Below are 20559 nucleotides of genomic sequence, written 5' to 3'. Positions count from 1 at the left end.
GTTGAAAAAGAGAATCCAAATTGGGATGATTTGTGGAAACCTTTAGATTCTGAAACAAGTTCAGAATGACAAATCATTAGTTGAATAAATATAAGCTTCAAGCTTGTCGTGCTGAACTCGTTTCAGCATCTATATAATAAATTTCTTAATGCCCAATCCTATTTCTTCTTTAAGCAAGTTACCAGTTGTAATTAGGCTAAATCAATGACAATGATCTATTTTACCACCTAAATAGCTGTTAAATCATTTATCATAGCTTCTGTAAGTTCTTTTAAGCCCGATTTCTTATTGCACTACTGAGTTGTAAGGTGTCTTGTTTTAGGTCTGTCAATAAAGCGGCTATAGAAACGTTTACCGATTGCTTGTTTTTTCTGACTTCATTCCAATTTTTTATCTGTAGCGCTATGAGAATACCAATGACGACAAGGATGATTTCGCCAATGGCGTATTTGAAGTATTTGCCTGCCGGCAAGGCAGGTTTGTCTGTTTTTCATGTTTCCATAAGGTTATAGCGTATTTTTCTGAAAAACTTAATCATTGTTTTTATATTCTAGCTTTCAATTTATATCCTTATCAAAGGTCTACAAGACCATTTATTGCGGATAGTCTAAAAAACTTAATCATAATTGTATAACATATGCCCTGCTCTGTATTTGAATCAAAGGTTTACTAAACCTTTGATTCAAATAGTAAAGAATTTTATCATTTTAAACTTTCAATTTCTTTATCTATATCTAGTATTAACTTTTTAAGTGTTTCTATGGTTTCACCTAACCTTAAAATTCGTATTAAGCGAAAATTGTATGTTTCTACCAAGACATTTTTAAAGGTCTCATTTTTTCGAAGATCATAAGTGTTTCTCGCCGTATTTACTGCTAATTTTTGACCTTTTAACCAAGAGTTTTGAACAGTACCTGCTTTAAAATTTTTGTAAAACTCTTGTATATATTTTGGATAATATTCTTCATACCAAAAACGCTCCCGAGTATGTACATTTAAAAACTCTTGCTCGTACATGAGAGTAATTCTTAACCGCAAAGAATCATTAGAAATGATATTTTTTCACTGTTTTCTAAATTTTTATAGGTAGTGTTAGCATTGTTAAAAATATTTGAGTTATTAAAATTTTCTGTCCAAATTTTTAAAGAATCATTACTAGGTTTATTTGAGGTTAAAAAGTTAATTATTTTTAAACCACCTGAGTTAGAATTATTTAATGATTCATAAATTCCCTTTAACTCTATTAAGTTTACCTTTAAGTCTTCATTTAATTGACTTAAAATTTTTACCTCATTTTGCTGTTTAATTCGGTTCTCATTCCAATTACTTACTTGCAATGCTAAGAGAATACCAATCATTACAAGTGCTATTTCGCCTATAGCATACATTAAGTATTTAGAGGCTTTATTTTCTTTAATCATATTTTGGCGGATTTTTCTAAAGAACTTTATCATTGGTTGTTGAGTTCATTATTAATAATTTCTACTAAATTTTCTGCAACTTCTTTGATTTCTTCTACTCTTTTTAAGGTATGCTCGTGCCTTTCAATAGCACCTCGCAAATGATTTCTTCCTTGCGTTGATTCTATGAGGTTTATTAAGTCATTTTTTCTTTTTTCTTCACTAGCTAAAAATGGAAGCTTGTTTGAAGAATAGCCTCTTATGGAACTTGATTCATAATTATTATTGTAAAACCAGAACTTAAAATATTCATTAGAGTACTCTTTATCCCATTGTAATAGAGTTTCATAATATTTTATTTCAAGATTATAATAGTCATTAACTGCTTTGTTAACTATATCAGTTGCTAATGATTCCGCAAGACCAGCATTTTTTATTTTCTCATAAGTTTGTTTAGTTGTCTTGTTAGGCTGATAAAAAATATTAACAAGTTTAAGAATTGAATCTGCATCTAATATTTTATAATCATTGTTTATAAACAACCTTTTATTATTGGTTATATCTGTGGTGTACGATTCTATATTAGCATTGTATTGAATTACATCAGATTTTATATCACCTAACAAGCTTTTCATATAACCAATACTTTGCTTGTTGCTAATTCTTTGCTCATTCCAAGTATTAATTTGTAACGCAATGAGAATACCAATAACGACGAGGATGATTTCACCAATAGCATATTTAAAGTATTTTCCCATTTTGTTTTGTTCTAAAAGCGTTTTACGAATATGTCTGAAGAATTTAATCATATTTATTACCTGTATTTTCGACTCTACTCAATATAAAATACAGCGAGAATCTTTATTTTTTTGTCATCCTGAACTTGTTTCAGGGTCTTATTGATGTTAGATTCCGTAACAAGTACGGAATGACAGTAATTGTTATTTTTTAAAAACCTAATCACTAGATTCACATTTTTGTTGTAAAAGCTCCAACATGGTATTGACTTCATCTTCAATTAGCAATAGTAACTCTAAACGCCTTCTATTATTTGTGCCCGTTGTTAGTATAGCACTATATAATTCAGGTTTAATGGTCTCATTTATATATTTTGGTAAATCTTTTACAAGCTGATCTCTAATCTCTTGAGTAAAGATGTCGTTAGCGTAACGCGAAGCTACATTAGCCTGGTAAATACCAGTCTCTAGTAAATTCGAGATATTATCTACTCGATTGATTCCTAACTGAGCGTTAGACATAATAGTTTCTGAATAACCATGGACATTTTTAAAATATTTACTGATTGCTTTTAGAATAGCTCTATCTTTTATGATATTTATGTTGCCACTGGATTTAATATCTGAATAGGTAGCATTGTTAGGTTTGAATGTACGTGTTGCTAGGCGCAGAGATAAAAGCCAATTTTCACCAAAAACAGTAGCATCAGGCTTCTCTTTTTGAATTTCTAAAATGGCTTTATTAGCACTATTAATGCGTTCTTCGGCTAGAATTTTTAGATTTAATACTTGTTGCTGATCTTCCTCTAATTCTTCTAGCAATAAACAATAGTATTCTTGTTCTAAAGTGCGTTCTTTTTTATGTTCATTCCAGTTGTTAATCTGTAATGCAATGAGAATCCCAATAACGACGAGCAAGATTTCACCAATAGCGTACTTAAAGTATTTTCCCATTTGATTTTTTTGGATTAAAGATTTGCGAATATGTCTAAAAAACTTAATCATCTTAGTATGTCATTGTGAGGAGCGATTGCAAAGCGCGACGCGACAATCTGTTTGTTAAAATTTAAACATATTGAGATTCTCACGCTCGAACGTAGTTCTCGCTCAGAATGACAAAACATATTGTTTTGGTTAATTAGTGAATGATGAATATGACGGAAAAGTTTAATCACTGGTTAGTTTGATTTATGATTACAAGCTTTGTTTAATCGCTCAAGTAGCGGTTCCATTTCAGACAGAATAAGGTTGTATCTAATTTTCCTGAAAAACTTAATCATAGTTTTAGTTTCTATTTTTTTCCGCAAGCGGCTATCTTTACCATCCCATTTTTGTGAGGGCTCTACTGAATATTTGATTTTGCTTCATTTCGACTACGCTCAATATGACAGCAAAATTTTGTTGCGATAATGACAGAATTTAATCATTAGGTTTTATTTCTGATAATATCATGTCTATTATCGTTTTTAACTTTTGATATTCACTTTTAATTTTTGATATATGATAGAGGTTGTTATCGATTAAATTTTCGAATTCTCTATCGTTAAGAATATCAGCCACACCGCTCTCAAAATCTGATGCTTTATCCCACAATAAGGCACCATGCATATCTATGTTTTTTATGGCTATTTTTTTAGATAAATAAGGTAGTATAGCTTCTTCTAACCATTTTTCAAAAATGTAATGTGTTGATTTATTTACTTCTAATTCTCTTGACCAGTCAAATAGACTACTTTTAAGTTGTTTGTTTTGAATCAACTCTATTTTCCCAGTATTTAATATTTCTGTGTAAGTACTATTTGATGGGTTAAAAGTATTGTGTTCTAAAGCCCAATAAATCAGGCTATCAATTGTTTTTGTGTTGGCTTTATCTATGTCTTGTTTCATAGACTTCATAAGCATGAGACAAGCCTGTTCATTATTGTTTATTTCTTGAAGGTTTGTTTCAATTAATTTGAGATTTTTTTTAAACTCTACTTGTAGATTATCACTTATATTTTTTTCTTTTTCTAAATCTTTTCTATGCTCATTCCAATTGTTTATTGCTAAGGCAATAAGAATTCCTATAACGACCAGGATAATTTCGCCAATGGCGTATTTAAAGTATTTACCAGTTTTTCCAGTTTCCATAAGGTTATATCGTATTTTTCGAAAGAATTTAATCATAATATGATGTTGCCTCGAGTACTTCGACTACGCTCAGCATAGATTACTTCGAGAGGTTTTAAGTAGGTCTCGACTACGCTCGACCTGACATTGTATGTTTTTTTGAAGAATTTGATCATATTTATTTTTCGCCTAACGCCTTAGTTTCCTTTTGCATTAATTGGTGGCGGACCTTCAGGAATAATAGCTTTATAGACTTCGTCTCCTTTACGCGTTTTATATTCGGTTTTTACTTTTTCTACTAAATCTTCATTTTCAAATAAATCTCCCATAGTCATTGCCATCGCTTTAGCAGCGTAAGACATTCCTTTATGGCCAATACTCATTCCTCCACAAGCTACAACTGCCCAAGAATGCCAAGGTGTATCTTTTGGTGCTGTAGTGACCCGCAAATTAATATTAGCCACATTCCAACTTACATCTCCAACATCTGTTGATCCTCCACCAGGATTTTCTTTAGTTGCAGCCAATGGTTTTATAACAGCATCCATACCTACTTGAGGTTTCTTCGTTACTTCCTGTATCTTTTTGCCAAATGCAATCTCTTCATCAGTGTAAGTGATTGGTCCTAAAAGTTCTAGATTAGATTGCATTATTTTTCCTCCTTCACGATTTACTAAAACTTCATAAATACCAGATATTAATGACACTTTATAATCCACATTTGCCATAATAGCAGCGCCTTCGGCCATAGCTTTAACACGTTCGTAAACAGGTAACATTCCAGAACGTTTGGTATCACGAACACGCATCCAAAGTCTTGAGTAATCAGGAACTACGTTTACAACCTGTCCACCGTCTTGAATATGATAATGCATTCTCACCGTTGGTTTTACATGCTCTCTATAATAGTTAATCCCTGAAGTATATAATTCTAATGCATCTGAGGCACTACGCCCATTCCAAGGATCACCAGCAGCATGTGCTGCCTGACCAAAGAATTCTATTTTAAAATCAACTAAGGCTAAAGAACTTTGTACATCTGCTTCTGTTTTAGCTGCAGGATGCCAGCTTATATTAACGTCTACATCATCCCAAATACCTGCATTTACCATCCAAATTTTTCCAAAGTACTTTTCTTCACTAGGTGTTCCCATAAATTTCACAGTACCTTTAAAATGACCACTTTCTATCTGTTCTTTAATAGCAACAGCAGCGCCTAAGCTTGCAGCACCAAATAAATTATGCCCACAACCATGTCCTGCGCCACCTTCTTCTATAGGATTTTTTGTGGGTTTTGTTTCTTGAGATAAGCCTGGCAACGCATCAAATTCACCAAGTACGCTTATTACAGGTCTTCCTGAGCCATAGGTAGCTACAAATGCTGTTGGCATACCAGCCACACCATGTTCTACAGTAAATCCCTGTGCTTCTGCATAATCAGCTAATAATTTTGCTGATTTATCTTCTGCAAATGCAGTTTCAGCAGCAGCCCAAATACCGTCACTAATTTCTATAAGATTAGACTCATGTTTTTCAATAGAAGCAATGATTGCTTTTTTTGTTTTGTTTAATTTTTTCTGTGCAAATGAGATGGAAGATAAAATTACAAATGCAATGGCTAGTAGTTGGTTTACTTTCATGAGAGTGTTAAAGTTTAAATATCTATAAATATAGTATTTTTCTAAAACACATTTACTTAGAAAGAACTTCAATGATTTTATGTTTTGAATTTTATAGAAATAAGGACTATGAATCTATTGTATTAAAAAAGCTCAGTGAACGGCTGAGCTTTTTAAATTGTTTATTGAAATGGTTATTTCCTGACAAAGACTTTTAAAGTCTTTACAAGTATTTAACGATAAAATTATTATTTTATTATGTAATTAGTAAATTTTTTAAAATAAATTTAGAATTATGTCTAAAATACTTTGTTTAAAGCAGACTTATAGACATTTAAACAACGTTCTCTTGCGGCTTTATGATCCACAATGGGTTGTGGATAGGTAAGTTCTTGAAAATCTGGAACCCATTTTTTTATATAGACTAAATCTTTGTCAAATTTTTGAATTTGAGTTGTAGGATTGAAAATTCTAAAATATGGAGCAGCATCTACACCAGAACCGGATGCCCATTGCCAATTCCCTACATTACTAGCCATTTCGTAATCGTGTAATTTCTCAGCAAAATAGGCTTCTCCCCATCGCCAATCTATAAGTAGATGCTTGCATAAAAAACTGGCGACAAGCATACGCACTCTATTGTGCATAAAACCAGTAGCATTTAATTGACGCATACCAGCATCGACAAGAGGATAACCTGTTTTGCCTTCGCACCAAGCTTTAAAATCATTTTCATTAGTTCTCCATAAAATCCGATCATATTTTGGTTTGAAGGAATCTTTTGATGTATGTGGAAAATGCCATAAAATTTGCATAAAAAATTCGCGCCAAATTAACTCTTGCCAAAATACTTCATTAGTTTCTGAAATTGCTTTTTTTACCATTTTTCGCACACTTACAGTTCCGAAGCGTAAATGTGGACCTAGACGAGATGTAGCATCTTTAGAAGGAAAATTACGTGTAGTTTCATAATTCTGGATGAGACTCGAATTAACTTTGTAAGTGGCTATAGTTTGATCACTTTGTTCAAAACCAATATCTGATAAACTTAAATTTGGTAGCAAGGTATCTTTTATGAGTTTATTAAGATGATTTTCTGACGGAAATAACTCAAAATCTAACGTTTTAAATGCCTCTTTCCATTTGCGCATATATGGTGTGTATACCACATAGGGATTACCATCGTTTTTAACAATTTCATTTTTTTCAAAAACAACCTGGTCTTTATAAGATTTAAAATGGATGTGATGCTGTTCTAATAACTGTTTAATTCTATGGTCACGTTCTGTAGCATATGGTTCGTAATCGTGATTGGTATAAACGGTTTTAATAGCATAATCGTCAATTAGTTTTCTGTAGACGGTTTCAGGTTTACCAAAGTATATAGCTAAACTACTATTGTATTTTTTTCTAAGTATTTGTCTTATATTCTGAAGCGTATTGTGTATAAATGTAACACGGGCATCGTCTTTAGGAAGTTTATGTAATATTTCTGAATCAAAAATAAAAATGGGTAAAACAGGTAATTCATCATTTAGTGCTTTGTATAACGCAATATTATCGTCTAAGCGTAAATCTCTTCGAAACCAGAATATATTGACCGCTTTAGACATATTAATATTTACCGAATAACTCTTCTAATTTTTGAGTTCTATAATTGAATATTTCTTCAAGTTTTGGTTTTACTAAGATAGGATGCACCATTTGCCCTAAAACACCCATAGGTACTTTATAATCAATTATATCTTCCATTTCTACACCGCCATCAATAGCTTTTATAAAATGTTTATGATGCCATAACGCATATGGGCCAAAGCGTTGTTCATCTACAAAATATTCTTTATCTCTAACATGGGTAATTTCTGTAACCCATTTGGTTTTAATACCTAAAACTGGCGTTACTATGTATTGAATAATTTGACCAGGAAACATAGGTCTGTCAGCACCAGAAAGGATGTTAAATCCCATATAGTCTGGCGTTATGGTTTTTAGATTAGAAGGGTTTGAGAGAAAGTCCCAAGCTTCATCTACAGAAATTGGTAAATTTTGTTTTTTGTGAAGCCTATAAATTTCCATTGTTTAGTTGTATATGGCTATATATGTATTTAAAGATGTTGCAATACATAACCAGATCATATATGGCAATAATAAATATTTTGATTTACTAAGTGTATCATCTCCAAAACTGATGAAAAGATAGAAGATTAATAGTGTTAATAACGAAATATTAAGGACTCCTATATTTATGAGATGTTGATTGAAAAAAACGAAATTCCAGCTGATATTTAATACAACTTGAATTACAAAAAGAATTTTTACAAACTTAGAATTTCTGATAGTAAATAAATCAGAAAGATAAATAGAGAAGCATACCATTATCAATGTCCAAGCTGCCCCAAAAACCCATCCTGGAGGAGTCCATGGCGCTTTATTTAAATTTAAGTACCATTGAGACCTTGGGCCATCATTCATTAACAAAATACCTAACGCTAGTCCGCCAAAGTTTATAAACAGAAATAGTAGTATCCAATAGGTTTTTTTCAAAATTGATGCTGTCTTAATTTGTTTAATTGATCTAGTATCCGTTGAGCACATCGGTATTTTTTAAGACTTCTAGATCTATTTATAGCTGATAATCGATGCCAATCAGAAATTAATTTATCAAATTGCCTTTGCAATCTTATTTCTCTAGGTTCAGTTTTAAAAATTGAGAACATGTTTTTATAATAGTGCTATTTGATAAATAATTAATTTATAAATTTTCTATTTACTTTAAATCCTCTATTTGATTACTAATTAATTGTGCTTCAGCATATTTTTTATCGCTCTCGCTTCTATTGGTTGTAGAAAGTCTATGCCAATCACTCATTAAAGTTTCATATTTTTTCTGTAGTTTTTCTAACTCTGATGTTTTTTTAAATAATTTAAACATGGTTTTACTTTAGGTAATTAATAATTTTAGAACTCATTGGTTTGGTAATGGAGTAGAAATAGTCTAAAAACACTCCGTTTTCATCTACTAAATACTTTTGAAAATTCCATTTTACTGTAGAATTCTCTTTACCGTTAATAGTTTTATTAGTAAGCCAATTATATAGCGGATGTTGTTGGCTCCCTTTTACATTAACTTTCTCAGTGATTAAAAAGGTTACTCCATAGTTAACTTTACAAAATTCTTGTATTTCTTTAGAATTACCAGGTTCTTGTTTTCCAAACTGATTACAAGGAACACCTATTATAGCTAGTTTATTACTATAAGTATCTTGTAACTTTTGTAATTCTCTATATTGAGGAGTAAATCCACATTTAGAAGCTACATTAACAAACAATATTTTTTTGCCTTTATAATCTAATAAGTTTATGGATTGCCCTTCTAAATCCTTTATTTCAATATTGTATATGGATACCTTATTAGTAATAGCTTTATTTGTAGCACTTAAAGTGTTATTAAATGCTTTAAAAGGATTAAAAGGATTAAAAGGGTTCATAATAATTATAGTTTAAAACTGACAATACCACAGTCCAATTCAAAAACTTGACCAGATAGTGAACTAGCTTTTTTTGATAATAAAAAAGTAGCCATATCTGAAACTTCATCGGGTTTTAAAAATTTTTTTAATGGATGACGTTCATTCATGCTTTCTATCATCCGCTCATTGCGCAATAACTTAGAAGCCAATTCTGTATCGGTAACAGTAGGCGCTATGGCATTAACACGTATCGTAGGCGCTAATTCAGCTCCTAAAGATTTTGTTAAACCTTCTACAGCAGATTTTGATGCAGCTACGCTAGCATGAAATGGCATACCCAACTTAGAAGCCACAGAACTAAATAATAGTATAGAAGGGTTGTTGCCTTTTTTTAAAATAGGAAGATATTTCTGAATGGCTTTTACAGCTCCAATAACATTAATTTCAAAATCACTTTTAAAATCTTCTATTTTAAGTCTATTTATAGGTTTTAAATTAATACTACCAGGGCAGTATACTAGGCCATCAGCAATATCTATATCAGGTAATTCTCCTGATGTAACATCACAAGAATAATGTGTTAAATTCTCATGATTTATCTTTGGTTGAGTTCTACTGATGTTAACAACCTTATATGAAGAAAGCAAAGATGTAACTATTGAATAGCCTATACCTTTGCTTCCTCCAACTACTATAATAGTGTTCATACGTTTTTATGCAGCTGTTAATGGTCTGCCTTTTAAACGTTTTTCTATTTTTTGCTTAATAACAGTTAAACGTTTCATTAAATCCATAAGATTAGCATCTTTTTTCTGCTTATAAATTTCATTAACTCCTAAAATTAAATCTTTAGCTTCTCTAGCAGCTAAAATTCTGTCACTTGTGGTTTTGAAAGAAAATTTTCTGTTTTCAAATTCAACGGCTTTTTCTAAAATACTCATAGCTTAGTTGTTTAAATAATTTTGTAATTCGGCGATTTTTGCTGATGAATTAAATTCCCCACCATAAAAGGATGTTACTGTGGCAGATGTATCATCTTTAACACCTCTAGAGGATACACATAAATGCTTAGCGTCAATAATAACGGCTACATCTTCTGTGTCTAAAACAGTTTTTAATTCGTTAGCAATTTGGTTTGTTAAGCGTTCTTGTACTTGAGGACGCTTAGCGTAATATTGTACAATACGGTTTAGTTTAGAAAGGCCAATAACCTTTCCAGATGATTTGTAAGCAATATGTGCTTTTCCGATAATCGGCACAAAGTGATGTTCGCAATTAGAATAAAATGTAATATTTTTTTCTACTAACATTTGGTTGTACTGGTACTTATTATCAAAAAGTGCAATCTTAGGTTTATTTTGAGGATCTAATCCAGAAAATATTTCTTCAACATACATTTTGGCAACACGGTTGGGCGTGCCTTTTAAAGAGTCGTCGGTTAGGTCTAGGCCTAAAACGTCCATAATCTCTGAAAATAATATTGAAATGCGTTGTTTTTTTTCATCATTAGACATATCGAAAGCATTTGCTTTCATTGGTGTCTCTAAATTTGTAAATAAATGATCGTCTCCAATATCTTCTATGGTAAACCCATTTAAATTGTGATCATCTTTTTTGGAAATAGTTTCTGTATTCATAGAATCTTTTTAATGTGCTGTTTTTAAGTACTCCAGGCTTAAATCAAAGCACGTTTATTATTTTATAATAGAGTGTTTTTACACTAAGCATAAAAACTAACTGTAATATTAGATAATATATGCTTACAAGTATTAAATAAGTCGTTATTTATTCTAAGAACTTACTCAAAAATACAAAATGTTTAATTTTTAAGACGTAAAGTTAAACAATAATTAATAGTATAAAAATTTAATTAATAAAATTTGATTTTTATAGCGAATCATCAACCTAAAATTAGAAGTGTTTATAAAGTGTAAAAATTATTAATCTGTACGTTTTTAGCTTTTAAATCGAACATTAAATTATACAAGCCAAAGAATGTACGATTTATATATATAAAATGCGTAGATCCTCTGTTACCATTCATATTACGCAATTCAGTACTTTTAGAATACTTCTGTCCCATAGCAGCAACACTATTAAAGAATTCGGGATTAGAAAAATCGAATACTTCATTCTGAAAAGGTTGTGTAAATAAACTTAAAAGTTCATGAAACATGGCACTAAAAAATTCAATTTCTTCAGGTGAATCATCAGTACGTAAAATTTCTAATTCGTAAAGCTTCTTTTTAAAAAACTCAGGATTTTCAAGACTCTCTTTTTCTGCCAATTCAAAATAAGGAATATAAAAATCGTCTGGTATGGCTTTCATACACCCAAAATCTAGAGCAATAAGTTCATTAGATTCAGAAATTAAAAAATTACCAGGATGCGGATCTGCATGTACTTTTCTTAGTTTATGTATTTGAAACATATAGAAATCCCAAAGTGCTTGTCCTAGTTTATTTGAAACATTTTGATCGGTATTATGGGCAACAAATTCTGAAAGATGTTCACCTTTCATATAATCCATAGTTATAATACGCTCAGAAGATAAATCTTCATAATAATTAGGAAAACAGAGGTTTGGTATATGTCTACAAGCTTCAACCACGGTTTTACTTTGTTCTACTTCTAAGATGTAATTGGTCTCTTCTGTTAATTTATTTTCTACTTCTTTAAAATATTTATCAGAATCTTTCCCTTTAATATTAAACATTTTAATGGCTATGGGTTTAACCAAAGCCAAATCTGATGCTATACTTTCTGCAACTCCAGGATATTGAATTTTCACAGCAAATTTTACCCCATCCTTTTCTGCAATATGAACTTGGCCTATACTAGCAGCATTTACAGAAGTAGCATTGAAAGTATCAAATAATTCTTCAGGATGTTTCCCGAAATATTTTTTAAATGTTTTTATAACTAATGGAGGAGATAGTGGAGGTACAGAAAATTGTGATAAAGAAAATTTTTCCACATAGGCTTGTGGTAAAATGCTTTTTTCCATACTTAACATTTGTGCTACTTTTAGAGCACTACCTCTAAGTTTCTTTAAACTATCGTATATATCTTCGGCATTGTTTTGATTGAGACGTTCTTTGGCTTCTTCTTTAGAGTTCACCATTTTGTCTCCATAATACTTTAAATAGTTAACACCAACTTTAGCACCTGTGGTTACAAGTTTTGATGCACGCGATATTTTGGTAATAGGAATGCTATCTATGGTCTTCATTAATTCATTTGTACTTTTTCTTTATACAAAAACTTGCCCAAATCTATAATACTTTTTAGTGGGGCAACATCTATTAAATCAAAACTTGCTCTTACTGATTTTTCTATAAAAAGGTCTGTTTTTTCAAAAGATGCAGATGTATCATCTAGCCAAAATTTAATGGTAATTAATAATTGTACCCAAGCAGATTCTTTTAAACTTTGGTCTTGTAGTTTTATAAGTCGCTCTTGTTTAAGATCTAAGGTTTTGATATTAAGATGCTCAATATAGTTTGAAAATCTTTTTTTAAGTTTACCTAGATTTCTTAATGATTTTAATGAAGTCTTGTTGTTTTCTAACGCATAAATAACATAACTTCTGTTGGCTGTTAAAATTTCAAAAAAGGTATAATAAAAACTCAACAATTTATTACGTGCATCAAAATTGAGGTAATCATTACTTTTTTCAAGAATAGAATGCGCATTATCAAAGAAAGTTTTAAAAACACATTGCTCTAAAGATTCAAAAGAAGTAAAGAATTCATAGAATCGTTGTTCTTCAAAATTATTTTCCTTAGCAAAGATGTATATCGTTTTTGGGTTTTCATTATGAATTAAAACATGGTTCATGTATAATTCAATAATTTCAGATTGAGAAATTGTTCTTTTTTTTGCCATTGTATATAGATTTAATACAATGTAAATATACAAATGTTTAATCTTTTTTATAAAATGTTAAACAAAATTTAACACTAAATAAATTTTAATGAAAATTAAGTGGTTATTTACTAGCAATCTTCATCACAACAATTTTCGTCTTTTACCAATTTACAACTAATAACGGCTAAAGTGGCTCCAATAAAAGGCGCTGTAAGATATAACCATAAATGTTGAAGGTTACCCGATATTATTGCTGGAGCAATAGATCTGGCAGGGTTCATAGAGGCTTTAGTCATTGGGCCAGCAAACATAGCTTCTAATAAAATAATGGCGCCTACAGCTATGGCAGCCATAGTCCCAATTTCTTTACTGCCTGTAGATACATTAATAATAACAAGCATTAAGAAAAAAGTAAGTAATAGCTCAAGAATAAAAGCTTTGTATGGCGCAAAACCTTCAGCAGGATAAGTATGACCAAAACTAGAACTCTCAGGAAATAAAACCCATAAAAGTATTATGGCTAAAAAAGCTCCAATGACCTGAAAAGAGATATATGCTGGTACATCTTTCCATTGAAATTTTTTAGCAAATGCAAAAGCTACTGTTACTGCAGGATTAAAATGCGCCCCAGAAATTTCGCCAAACGCATATATCATAGCCATAACAATAAGTCCCCAAGTTATGGCAACACCTACATGAGAGATGCTTCCTCCGGTTATTTCATTTACAGTCATGGCTCCGCAACCGCAGAATACCATAGAAAACGTGCCTATTAATTCGCCAATATAACGCTTCATCTATTTCTTTTTTTTTACAAATATACAATACTGATGCTTTAAGATTTCATTAACATTTTAAGAAAGTGTTAACGTAGATAAATTAACTGAATCCTTAAATTTACACACGCTATAAAAATTAATTTTAACACTAATAAAATGAAAAAACTTGTATTATTTGCATTTGCTTTAACACTTATGTTTTCAGTAAATGCACAAATTGAAACGCCACAACCTAGTCCTTTTAGTAAAGTGGAACAAAAAGTAGGATTAACAGATGTTAGCTTAGAATATTCTCGTCCAGGAATGCGAGGAAGAACTATCTTTGGTAATTTAGTGCCTTACGATGCTATTTGGAGAACAGGTGCTAATGCTAGAACTAAAATTACATTTAGTACAGATGTTACTGTAGACGGACAAACATTAAAAGCAGGATCTTATGCTGTATATACTAAACCAAATGAAAAATCTTGGGAAGTGTATTTCTATACAGAAGCTAATGGAGGTGGACTACCGCAGCAATGGGACGACAGTAAAATAGCTGCTAAAACTTCAGCAGAAGTTTATACTATGCCTATGAAAATTGAAACATATACCATGACTTTTGATGATCTTTCTAGTGATTCTGCTGTGTTAGGTATGCTTTGGGAAAACACTTATGTAGGTGTTAAGTTTGAAGTCCCTACAGATGAAGCTGTATCGGCTTCTATAGATAGAGCTATGGCAGGACCAAGTGCTAATGACTTTTATGCATCAGCTGTATATTATTTAGAACAAGGAAAAGATATTAATAAAGCGGTAACGTGGATTGATAAAGCTGTGGATATGACTAAAGACCAACCGCGTTTCTGGTACTTAAGACAACAATCTCTAATTCATGCTAAAGCGGGTAATAAAGCAGGAGCTATAAAAGCAGCTAAAGCTTCTTTAGCAGGTGCAAAAGCAGCAGGGAATTCAGATTATGTAAAGTTAAATACAGATTCTCTTAAAGAATGGGGAGCAATGTAATTGCTAAAACATTATTAAATTTAAAAAGCGCAATCTAATTTAGATTGCGCTTTTTTTATACTATTTATTTTTATTAAATATTTGAAGTATATGAGCTATAATAATCACCAGTACACAACCAAAAAGGTTTAACCATAAATAAGGCATCCAATCAAACCACCAACCAATTACTATAATAACTTGTGTAATTAATGCACCAACAAATACAGCATTTGCTTTTATATATTTAAAGAAGAATGCTAATAAGAAAATACCAAGTACATTTCCATAAAAGATAGAGCCAATAATATTTACAAGTTGTATAAGATTTTCAGCAAGGTTGGCAAAACATGCAATAATAATGGCAATGATACCCCAACCTAAAGTAAACCATTTAGTGGCTGTTACCATATGTGTATCACCCTTTTCTTCTTTTAAATTACGTCCATATAGATCAATTGATGTAATTGTAGCTAAGGCATTAATTTCTGATGCTGTTGAAGACATTGCAGCTGATAATATTACGGCAAGTAATAAGCCTATTAAGCCGACAGGGAGATTGTTGAGTACAAACCTAATAAACATATAATCTCTGTCATTGGTTTGTGTATCCTTAGCAGCATCTTTATATAGATCCTCTAACTCTTCAGATTTTGTTATATATGCTTCGCTTTCAGGATTCGTTTTAAGACGTTCTACTTCTGCTTTTAACGTATTGTATTCCGAAGTGTATTCTGGATCTATGGCTTTTTTAATTAAGAATTTAGATTCTAATCGATTAGCTCTATCAACATCATCTAATGCTTGTAATTCCTTTCGTACTAATTCATCGTCGGTTTTAGCAAGCTTCATGCTAAGCTCTTTTTTTTGTAGAAAAAGTGTGTTTTGTTTATCTTGAAGAGCTCTGTAGTCTTCACCATATTCTGAAGCTAAAACAGTCTCCGTAGAAGCATCAATAAAATTTAGAGGTGCAGGATTAAATTGATAAAACACAAATACCATAACACCTACTAATAAAATAAAGAATTGCATAGGTACTTTTAATAAACCATTAAAAATTAAACCCATTTGCATTTCTTTCATGCTTTTACCAGATAGGTAGCGCTGAACCTGGCTTTGATCTGTCCCGAAATATGAAAGCATTAAAAACGTACCACCTATAATTCCTGTCCAAACCGTATATCTGTTTTCTAAATCAAAAGAAAAGTCCAAAACTTCCATTCTTCCGCTAGCACCTGCAATATCTAGTGCTTTTGTAAACGAAACATCTTCAGGAATTAAATTTAAAATGATAAATAATGCAGCTAACATCCCAGCAAAAATGACAAACATTTGTTGCTTTTGAGTTACTGTAACTGCCTTTGTACCACCAGAAACGGTATATATAATAACTAATACGCCAATTATAATATTAAGGTAAATGATATTTATATCTAAAACAATAGAAAGGATAATTGCAGGAGCAAAAATGGTAATACCAGCAGCAAGACCACGTTGTATTAAAAATAAAATAGCTGCCAAACTTCTAGTTTTTAGGTCAAACCTGTTTTCTAAAAACTCGTAAGCCGTATATACTTTAAGTCTGTGGTATAACGGAATAAATACCAAACAAATAATAACCATGGCTATTGGTAAGCCAAAGTAGAATTGTACAAAGCCCATACCGTCAGAAAAGGCTTGTCCTGTAGTTGATAAAAATGTTATAGCACTAGCTTGTGTAGCCATAACCGATAAGCCAATAGTCCACCATTTAGTAGAATTACCACCTTTAATATAATCTTGAGCAGTTCTACTGTTCCTAGTTTTCCATGTACCGTAACCCACAATAGCTAAAAGTGTAGCAATAAGTACAATCCAATCTCTCCAATCTAGTGTCATATTAAAATGCTTTCATTATTAGATAAAATACAATGATATAAGCAATATTAGCGACAAGTACTAAAGTATAAGATTTTAGCCAAGGCTGTTTTTGAGGAGTATTTTGGTCCATGATTTAATCGTTTAGTTTAGTTCCTTGTTTAATATTTTCTTTTCCTGCAGAAAGCATATTGGCAAATAATCGATAAGCACCAGAAACTCCAGCTGGGAACTCTCTAAAAAAGCTTAATCCAGTGTAGATATAATTGCCTTTGCCATATTTAGCAATTAATAAACTTCCTTCTTTTGAAGTTTCTCCTTTATCATTTGCTGCTAATAATGGTGTAAACTCATCCGACCATTCATTAGGAAAATATAAACCGCGTTCTTGTACCCAACCTTCAAAATCTTTTTCGCTAATTTTATTTGGAAAATTTAAAAGTGGATGTTGTGGATTTAGTATTCGTATTTCGGCATTTTCGTCAGTAACTCTATCTCTAGACAGTTGTAATGGGAAAGGAGAAAGATTATCGACTTTAAGTCTTCTATTTGTGTTGTATTGAATGACTAGATTTCCACCTTCTTTTACAAAATTAAGAAGGTGTTTTTGCTTAAATTTTAATTCGTCTACAATATTATAAGCTCTAATACCAACAACAATAGCATCAAACTTGCTAAGATTTTCAGGAGAAATTTGCTCGGGCTTTATTATCGTTACATTATAACCAATCTGTCTTAAACTTTCTGGAACAACATCACCAGCACCTTCAATATAACCAATATTATTACCGCGTTTTGATATATCTAAACGAACAATTTTACTTTCGCTTGGTAATAAAACAGTTTGAAAAGGAATATGGCTGTAATCGATTTCAATAAGTTCTTTAGAATAAAACTCTCCATCTACATTTACCATAGGGGAAATAAAGCCTTCACTTTGATTTTTTGGAGGTATTACAGTAAAAATAACTTTTTGTATATCTCCTTTATTGGTAATATTTATTTTTTGTTGTTCTGGGTAAACTAACCAATCTTTTGGATACGCCATTTTAACAAATCCATTTACATTGTCTTTACCTGCTTTTACAATAACTTCAATGTCTTTTTGTTTGTCGTTTTCAAAAATGAACACCTTATCTTTTAGACTTGCAGAGACTGGTGGAGTAATTTCAAAAGGTCTATATAGTTCTCCTTTGTCTGGTTTAGAATAACGATACACTACAGGTTTTTCAAAAGCAATAAGAACTCCTTCAATATTAAGGTTAAATGTAATAGTTATAGCTCTTGGTGTTTCTGGCTTGCCAATTAAAGCTTGGTCTTCAACTGTATATGTTCCTAAAGTCCCTTTTTTATCTAGCCAATATGCTGAAGTGTGATTGATGTTAGAAGGAATGGTTAATCCTTCTTGTAAATTAACTCGTTTATTAGGCTCTAGTACAATATTTTTAGATATAGCATTGTCTATAGATGTTAAATTGTAAGAACTTAATTGCATACTAGCATTACTACGATTTAACGCTTCAATACGTAGTGTAATGGCTTCATTATTTGCAGCTGTTGGTGTATTAGCCGAAGCTTCGATATATAAACCTGTTACAGCTTCAATGATAGCTTTTAATTCTTTAGTTTTAATTGTTTTCCAATGCTCATTCTTTACATTTTGAAGCATTTTATATGCTCTTAATAATTGTGGTAGGTGAGACGATGGATCTGCAAAATTAAAATTAGCTTCGACCTCAGTTAAAATATCTCCAATAATTTGTCCGCCTTCAATTCTATTCCAAGAGGTATCAATACCTTCAAATACATCAGAAGGATTATTGCCTAAGGCATCACCTTTTAAAAGTTCTAAATATTCATTCTGAGATCCACGTGTTGTTAATCTCCCAAACCCTTGGCATAAATGCTGACTACTTGCCAGAGATGCTACTTCGTTATTAGATAACCCCTTTAATGGGTAGTAGACACCAACATCAAAATTTACTAAATTTTCACTCGCTTTATTGAAATCTTCTTCATTTCTAAAGAAAAAACGTCCTGTGTTAAAAAATAAACGTTTTGGTTGCCATGTATCAGTAAGTGATAGTTGTGAGCTGTATTTAGAAGCATCATTTACTAAATCAAAGGCCTCAAGACTCAATATAGCAGAACTGGTATGGTGACCATGCGTAGTACCTGGAGTTCTATGATCAAAACGATTGATAATAACATCGGGTTTAAAAGTTCTTATCGCCCAAACAACATCAGATAGTACTTTGTCTTTATCCCAAATATCTAGAGTTTCATCTGGGTGTTTAGAATACCCAAAATCATTAGCTCTTGTAAAACGTTGCTCACCACCATCAACACGTCTAGCCGCTAATAATTCTTGCGTACGCATAATGCCTAAGAGTTCACGAATTTCTGGACCAATAAGATTTTGACCACCATCGCCACGTGTTAACGCTAAATAAGCTGTACGTGCTTTTACATGGTTAGCCATGTAAGCGATTAGTCTTGTGTTTTCATCATCAGGATGTGCAGCAATGTACATTACCGAACCTAAAACATTAAGTTTTTGAACAGATTCGAATATTTGAGATGAATTGAGTTTTTTAGGTTGTTGTGCTTGAACAGAAATAATAGTACACAAAAAGAGCAATAGCATGCCTTTAAAATGGCGCATAATATATACAGTTGGGTTATTGCCCAAATATATAAAAGATAGGTAGCTTGGCTTTGTTTTTAATTTTTATTTAACGGTTTTTTATAAACAAAAAAACATAAATGTTTACTGCAATTTTAGAGTTTCTCGTAGGCTTTCGTCAGCATTGCTATTCTTGCCCCAATATGCCGATTTAATAGTTTCTAATTTAGTGGCCTTAGTGGTTAAATTTTTTGCATTACGACCATAACCATCTTTAAATGTTTCTTCCCAGCCTAAAATTTCGTGCGGAAAATTAGTATTAAAGTTAATACTTAATTTACGATTTAATTTAGGGTAAAACAAAGTGTATACACCTTTATCTAGAGTAGCATTAGCTTTGTAAGATTGAAGTTTTACATGCTTTAAACGAATGTATTCTAAGGAAGGAATTAACTCTATATCTCCTACAGGAAGTGATTCTGGGTCAATACGTAATTGATTCCATAGTTGGTTTTCTGTAATGGCTTTATCGATTTTAAAATTTTCATCTGCTTGACCTTGAAAATACGAATGCGACATAATTTCAAATTGCTCTCTATTATTTAACTGTGAGTACACATGGCCACACCATTCTTGCATAGAAGCTGATATTTTTATGGCGTGTGCATTATTTGCAACAGGATAAAATGTGCTCTGCATTATAGAATACGGATAAACACCTGTATTGAAATTTTTAGTCGCATTTAATTTTAGTACAGGTGTGTTATTTTTACTATAGGTATCTGCTTTTACTTGTTCTTCAGGCAAAAAATCTTCAGTTACATATACCAATACCGCTTTGCCGTTTCGTATCTCACCATAACGCGCTTGTTGTAACTCATATGATGTAATTTCAGCTTCTCCAGCATACCAATAATCGTTAAATGCTTTAGATAATGGTTGGGCAGGTTTTAAGTCTGGAGCTTCTATTTCAGCAATGGCAATAGCAGGTGTTTCAGTGTTTTCTATCTTATTATTGCAAGAGGTAATCACTAATAGAGTAGCAATTAAAGAAACAAATAGCACTAATGGTTTTAATGAACGGTACATAACATTATTTTTTACAAAA

The 20559-nt window shown here is 31.6% G+C and carries 23 protein-coding genes; 1 reads left to right on the top strand and 22 read right to left on the bottom strand.

Translation table 11 applies throughout. From position 1 onward, the window contains the following. Positions 1-271: 271 nt before the first annotated feature. The 19 genes from K8Z87_RS06790 to K8Z87_RS06705 form a co-directional block, all read right to left on the bottom strand. Positions 272-472 (bottom strand): DUF6090 family protein, encoded by a 201-nt coding sequence (locus tag K8Z87_RS06790; RefSeq protein WP_262905857.1) that lies wholly within the window; start codon positions 470-472, stop codon positions 272-274. A 230-nt stretch (positions 473-702) separates the two neighbouring features. Beyond that, positions 703-1017, bottom strand: a complete 315-nt coding sequence (locus tag K8Z87_RS06785; RefSeq protein WP_227476729.1) for a hypothetical protein — start codon at positions 1015-1017, stop codon at positions 703-705. 11 nt (positions 1018-1028) lie between these two features. Beyond that, positions 1029-1421, bottom strand: a complete 393-nt coding sequence (locus K8Z87_RS06780) for a DUF6090 family protein (protein WP_227476728.1) — start codon at positions 1419-1421, stop codon at positions 1029-1031. Positions 1422-1450: 29 nt separating this feature from the next. Further along, the gene (locus K8Z87_RS06775; protein ID WP_227476727.1) at positions 1451-2209 is read right to left on the bottom strand and encodes a DUF6090 family protein; all 759 of its coding nucleotides are present in this window, start codon (positions 2207-2209) and stop codon (positions 1451-1453) included. 147 nt (positions 2210-2356) lie between these two features. After that, positions 2357-3091 carry a DUF6090 family protein gene (locus tag K8Z87_RS06770; protein WP_227476726.1) on the bottom strand — a complete coding sequence of 245 codons (735 nt, stop codon included), beginning with the start codon at positions 3089-3091 and terminating at the stop codon, positions 2357-2359. Between the two features lie 465 nt (positions 3092-3556). After that, positions 3557-4267, bottom strand: a complete 711-nt coding sequence (locus K8Z87_RS06765) for a DUF6090 family protein (protein WP_227476725.1) — start codon at positions 4265-4267, stop codon at positions 3557-3559. Positions 4268-4443: 176 nt separating this feature from the next. Then, positions 4444-5886, bottom strand: a complete 1443-nt coding sequence (locus tag K8Z87_RS06760; protein ID WP_227476724.1) for an amidohydrolase — start codon at positions 5884-5886, stop codon at positions 4444-4446. Between the two features lie 278 nt (positions 5887-6164). Continuing rightward, positions 6165-7478 (bottom strand): cryptochrome/photolyase family protein, encoded by a 1314-nt coding sequence (locus tag K8Z87_RS06755; protein ID WP_227476723.1) that lies wholly within the window; start codon positions 7476-7478, stop codon positions 6165-6167. A 1-nt stretch (position 7479) separates the two neighbouring features. Next, complete coding sequence (locus K8Z87_RS06750; RefSeq protein ID WP_227476722.1) at positions 7480-7941, bottom strand: SRPBCC family protein; 462 nt, start codon at positions 7939-7941, stop codon at positions 7480-7482. A gap of 3 nt (positions 7942-7944) precedes the next feature. Next, a complete protein-coding gene (locus K8Z87_RS06745) occupies positions 7945-8409 on the bottom strand; it encodes a TspO/MBR family protein (RefSeq protein WP_227476721.1) in 465 nt (154 codons plus the stop codon). Beyond that, positions 8406-8582 carry a Lacal_2735 family protein gene (locus K8Z87_RS14015; RefSeq protein ID WP_227476720.1) on the bottom strand — a complete coding sequence of 59 codons (177 nt, stop codon included), beginning with the start codon at positions 8580-8582 and terminating at the stop codon, positions 8406-8408. Before K8Z87_RS14015 ends, K8Z87_RS06745 begins: the two co-directional genes overlap by 4 nt. 50 nt (positions 8583-8632) lie before the next feature. Continuing rightward, positions 8633-8797, bottom strand: coding sequence for a Lacal_2735 family protein (locus K8Z87_RS06740; RefSeq protein WP_227476719.1), 165 nt, complete (start codon positions 8795-8797; stop codon positions 8633-8635). A 4-nt stretch (positions 8798-8801) separates the two neighbouring features. After that, positions 8802-9353 carry a glutathione peroxidase gene (locus K8Z87_RS06735; protein WP_227476718.1) on the bottom strand — a complete coding sequence of 184 codons (552 nt, stop codon included), beginning with the start codon at positions 9351-9353 and terminating at the stop codon, positions 8802-8804. 5 nt (positions 9354-9358) lie between these two features. Continuing rightward, positions 9359-10042 carry an SDR family NAD(P)-dependent oxidoreductase gene (locus tag K8Z87_RS06730; RefSeq protein ID WP_227476717.1) on the bottom strand — a complete coding sequence of 228 codons (684 nt, stop codon included), beginning with the start codon at positions 10040-10042 and terminating at the stop codon, positions 9359-9361. A gap of 6 nt (positions 10043-10048) precedes the next feature. Beyond that, positions 10049-10276, bottom strand: a complete 228-nt coding sequence (locus tag K8Z87_RS06725) for a hypothetical protein (protein ID WP_227476716.1) — start codon at positions 10274-10276, stop codon at positions 10049-10051. 3 nt (positions 10277-10279) lie between these two features. After that, entirely contained in the window at positions 10280-10972 is a 693-nt protein-coding gene (gene folE, locus K8Z87_RS06720) for a GTP cyclohydrolase I FolE (RefSeq protein WP_227476715.1), read from the bottom strand. 284 nt (positions 10973-11256) lie between these two features. Beyond that, complete coding sequence (locus tag K8Z87_RS06715; protein WP_227476714.1) at positions 11257-12567, bottom strand: ABC1 kinase family protein; 1311 nt, start codon at positions 12565-12567, stop codon at positions 11257-11259. After that, positions 12567-13223, bottom strand: coding sequence for a TetR family transcriptional regulator C-terminal domain-containing protein (locus tag K8Z87_RS06710; RefSeq protein WP_227476713.1), 657 nt, complete (start codon positions 13221-13223; stop codon positions 12567-12569). Before K8Z87_RS06710 ends, K8Z87_RS06715 begins: the two co-directional genes overlap by 1 nt. A 110-nt stretch (positions 13224-13333) precedes the next feature. Further along, entirely contained in the window at positions 13334-14002 is a 669-nt protein-coding gene (locus tag K8Z87_RS06705; RefSeq protein WP_227476712.1) for an MIP/aquaporin family protein, read from the bottom strand. Positions 14003-14140: 138 nt separating this feature from the next. On the opposite strand from K8Z87_RS06705, the gene K8Z87_RS06700 reads away from it, so the two are divergent. Further along, positions 14141-14989 (top strand): DUF2911 domain-containing protein, encoded by an 849-nt coding sequence (locus K8Z87_RS06700; RefSeq protein ID WP_227476711.1) that lies wholly within the window; start codon positions 14141-14143, stop codon positions 14987-14989. A 60-nt stretch (positions 14990-15049) separates the two neighbouring features. Here K8Z87_RS06700 and K8Z87_RS06695 read toward each other — a convergent pair whose 3' ends face one another. The 3 genes from K8Z87_RS06695 to K8Z87_RS06685 all read right to left on the bottom strand — a co-directional run bounded on the left by K8Z87_RS06695 (position 15050) and on the right by K8Z87_RS06685 (position 20540). Further along, positions 15050-16846, bottom strand: a complete 1797-nt coding sequence (locus tag K8Z87_RS06695; protein WP_227476710.1) for a sodium:solute symporter family protein — start codon at positions 16844-16846, stop codon at positions 15050-15052. 115 nt (positions 16847-16961) lie between these two features. Next, positions 16962-19490 carry a PIG-L family deacetylase gene (locus K8Z87_RS06690; RefSeq protein ID WP_227476709.1) on the bottom strand — a complete coding sequence of 843 codons (2529 nt, stop codon included), beginning with the start codon at positions 19488-19490 and terminating at the stop codon, positions 16962-16964. Positions 19491-19595: 105 nt separating this feature from the next. After that, a complete protein-coding gene (locus tag K8Z87_RS06685; RefSeq protein WP_227476708.1) occupies positions 19596-20540 on the bottom strand; it encodes a septum formation inhibitor Maf in 945 nt (314 codons plus the stop codon). Positions 20541-20559: the final 19 nt, after the last annotated feature.

It is taken from the genome of Winogradskyella immobilis (assembly GCF_021887715.1).
Lineage (GTDB): Bacteria > Bacteroidota > Bacteroidia > Flavobacteriales > Flavobacteriaceae > Winogradskyella > Winogradskyella immobilis.
The sequence above is the reverse complement of the archived record's forward strand: the minus strand, read 5'-3'. Positions and strand labels throughout refer to the sequence as shown.

Bases quoted from the DNA above. Each gene is read 5' to 3' on its own strand.
- K8Z87_RS06785 (WP_227476729.1), bottom strand. From the start codon at position 1,017: ATGTACGAGCAAGAGTTTTTAAATGTACATACTCGGGAGCGTTTTTGG.
- K8Z87_RS06705 (WP_227476712.1), bottom strand. From the start codon at position 14,002: ATGAAGCGTTATATTGGCGAATTAATAGGCACGTTTTCTATGGTATTC.
- K8Z87_RS06690 (WP_227476709.1), bottom strand. From the start codon at position 19,490: ATGCGCCATTTTAAAGGCATGCTATTGCTCTTTTTGTGTACTATTATT.
- K8Z87_RS06725 (WP_227476716.1), bottom strand. From the start codon at position 10,276: ATGAGTATTTTAGAAAAAGCCGTTGAATTTGAAAACAGAAAATTTTCT.
- K8Z87_RS06685 (WP_227476708.1), bottom strand. From the start codon at position 20,540: ATGTACCGTTCATTAAAACCATTAGTGCTATTTGTTTCTTTAATTGCT.
- K8Z87_RS06695 (WP_227476710.1), bottom strand. From the start codon at position 16,846: ATGACACTAGATTGGAGAGATTGGATTGTACTTATTGCTACACTTTTA.
- K8Z87_RS06710 (WP_227476713.1), bottom strand. From the start codon at position 13,223: ATGGCAAAAAAAAGAACAATTTCTCAATCTGAAATTATTGAATTATAC.
- K8Z87_RS06740 (WP_227476719.1), bottom strand. From the start codon at position 8,797: ATGTTTAAATTATTTAAAAAAACATCAGAGTTAGAAAAACTACAGAAA.
- K8Z87_RS06700 (WP_227476711.1), top strand. From the start codon at position 14,141: ATGAAAAAACTTGTATTATTTGCATTTGCTTTAACACTTATGTTTTCA.
- K8Z87_RS06780 (WP_227476728.1), bottom strand. From the start codon at position 1,421: ATGATTAAAGAAAATAAAGCCTCTAAATACTTAATGTATGCTATAGGC.
- K8Z87_RS06775 (WP_227476727.1), bottom strand. From the start codon at position 2,209: ATGATTAAATTCTTCAGACATATTCGTAAAACGCTTTTAGAACAAAAC.
- K8Z87_RS06760 (WP_227476724.1), bottom strand. From the start codon at position 5,886: ATGAAAGTAAACCAACTACTAGCCATTGCATTTGTAATTTTATCTTCC.
- K8Z87_RS06735 (WP_227476718.1), bottom strand. From the start codon at position 9,353: ATGAACCCTTTTAATCCTTTTAATCCTTTTAAAGCATTTAATAACACT.
- K8Z87_RS06755 (WP_227476723.1), bottom strand. From the start codon at position 7,478: ATGTCTAAAGCGGTCAATATATTCTGGTTTCGAAGAGATTTACGCTTA.
- K8Z87_RS06765 (WP_227476725.1), bottom strand. From the start codon at position 4,267: ATGGAAACTGGAAAAACTGGTAAATACTTTAAATACGCCATTGGCGAA.
- K8Z87_RS06715 (WP_227476714.1), bottom strand. From the start codon at position 12,567: ATGAAGACCATAGATAGCATTCCTATTACCAAAATATCGCGTGCATCA.
- K8Z87_RS14015 (WP_227476720.1), bottom strand. From the start codon at position 8,582: ATGTTCTCAATTTTTAAAACTGAACCTAGAGAAATAAGATTGCAAAGG.
- K8Z87_RS06730 (WP_227476717.1), bottom strand. From the start codon at position 10,042: ATGAACACTATTATAGTAGTTGGAGGAAGCAAAGGTATAGGCTATTCA.
- K8Z87_RS06750 (WP_227476722.1), bottom strand. From the start codon at position 7,941: ATGGAAATTTATAGGCTTCACAAAAAACAAAATTTACCAATTTCTGTA.
- folE (WP_227476715.1), bottom strand. From the start codon at position 10,972: ATGAATACAGAAACTATTTCCAAAAAAGATGATCACAATTTAAATGGG.
- K8Z87_RS06770 (WP_227476726.1), bottom strand. From the start codon at position 3,091: ATGGGAAAATACTTTAAGTACGCTATTGGTGAAATCTTGCTCGTCGTT.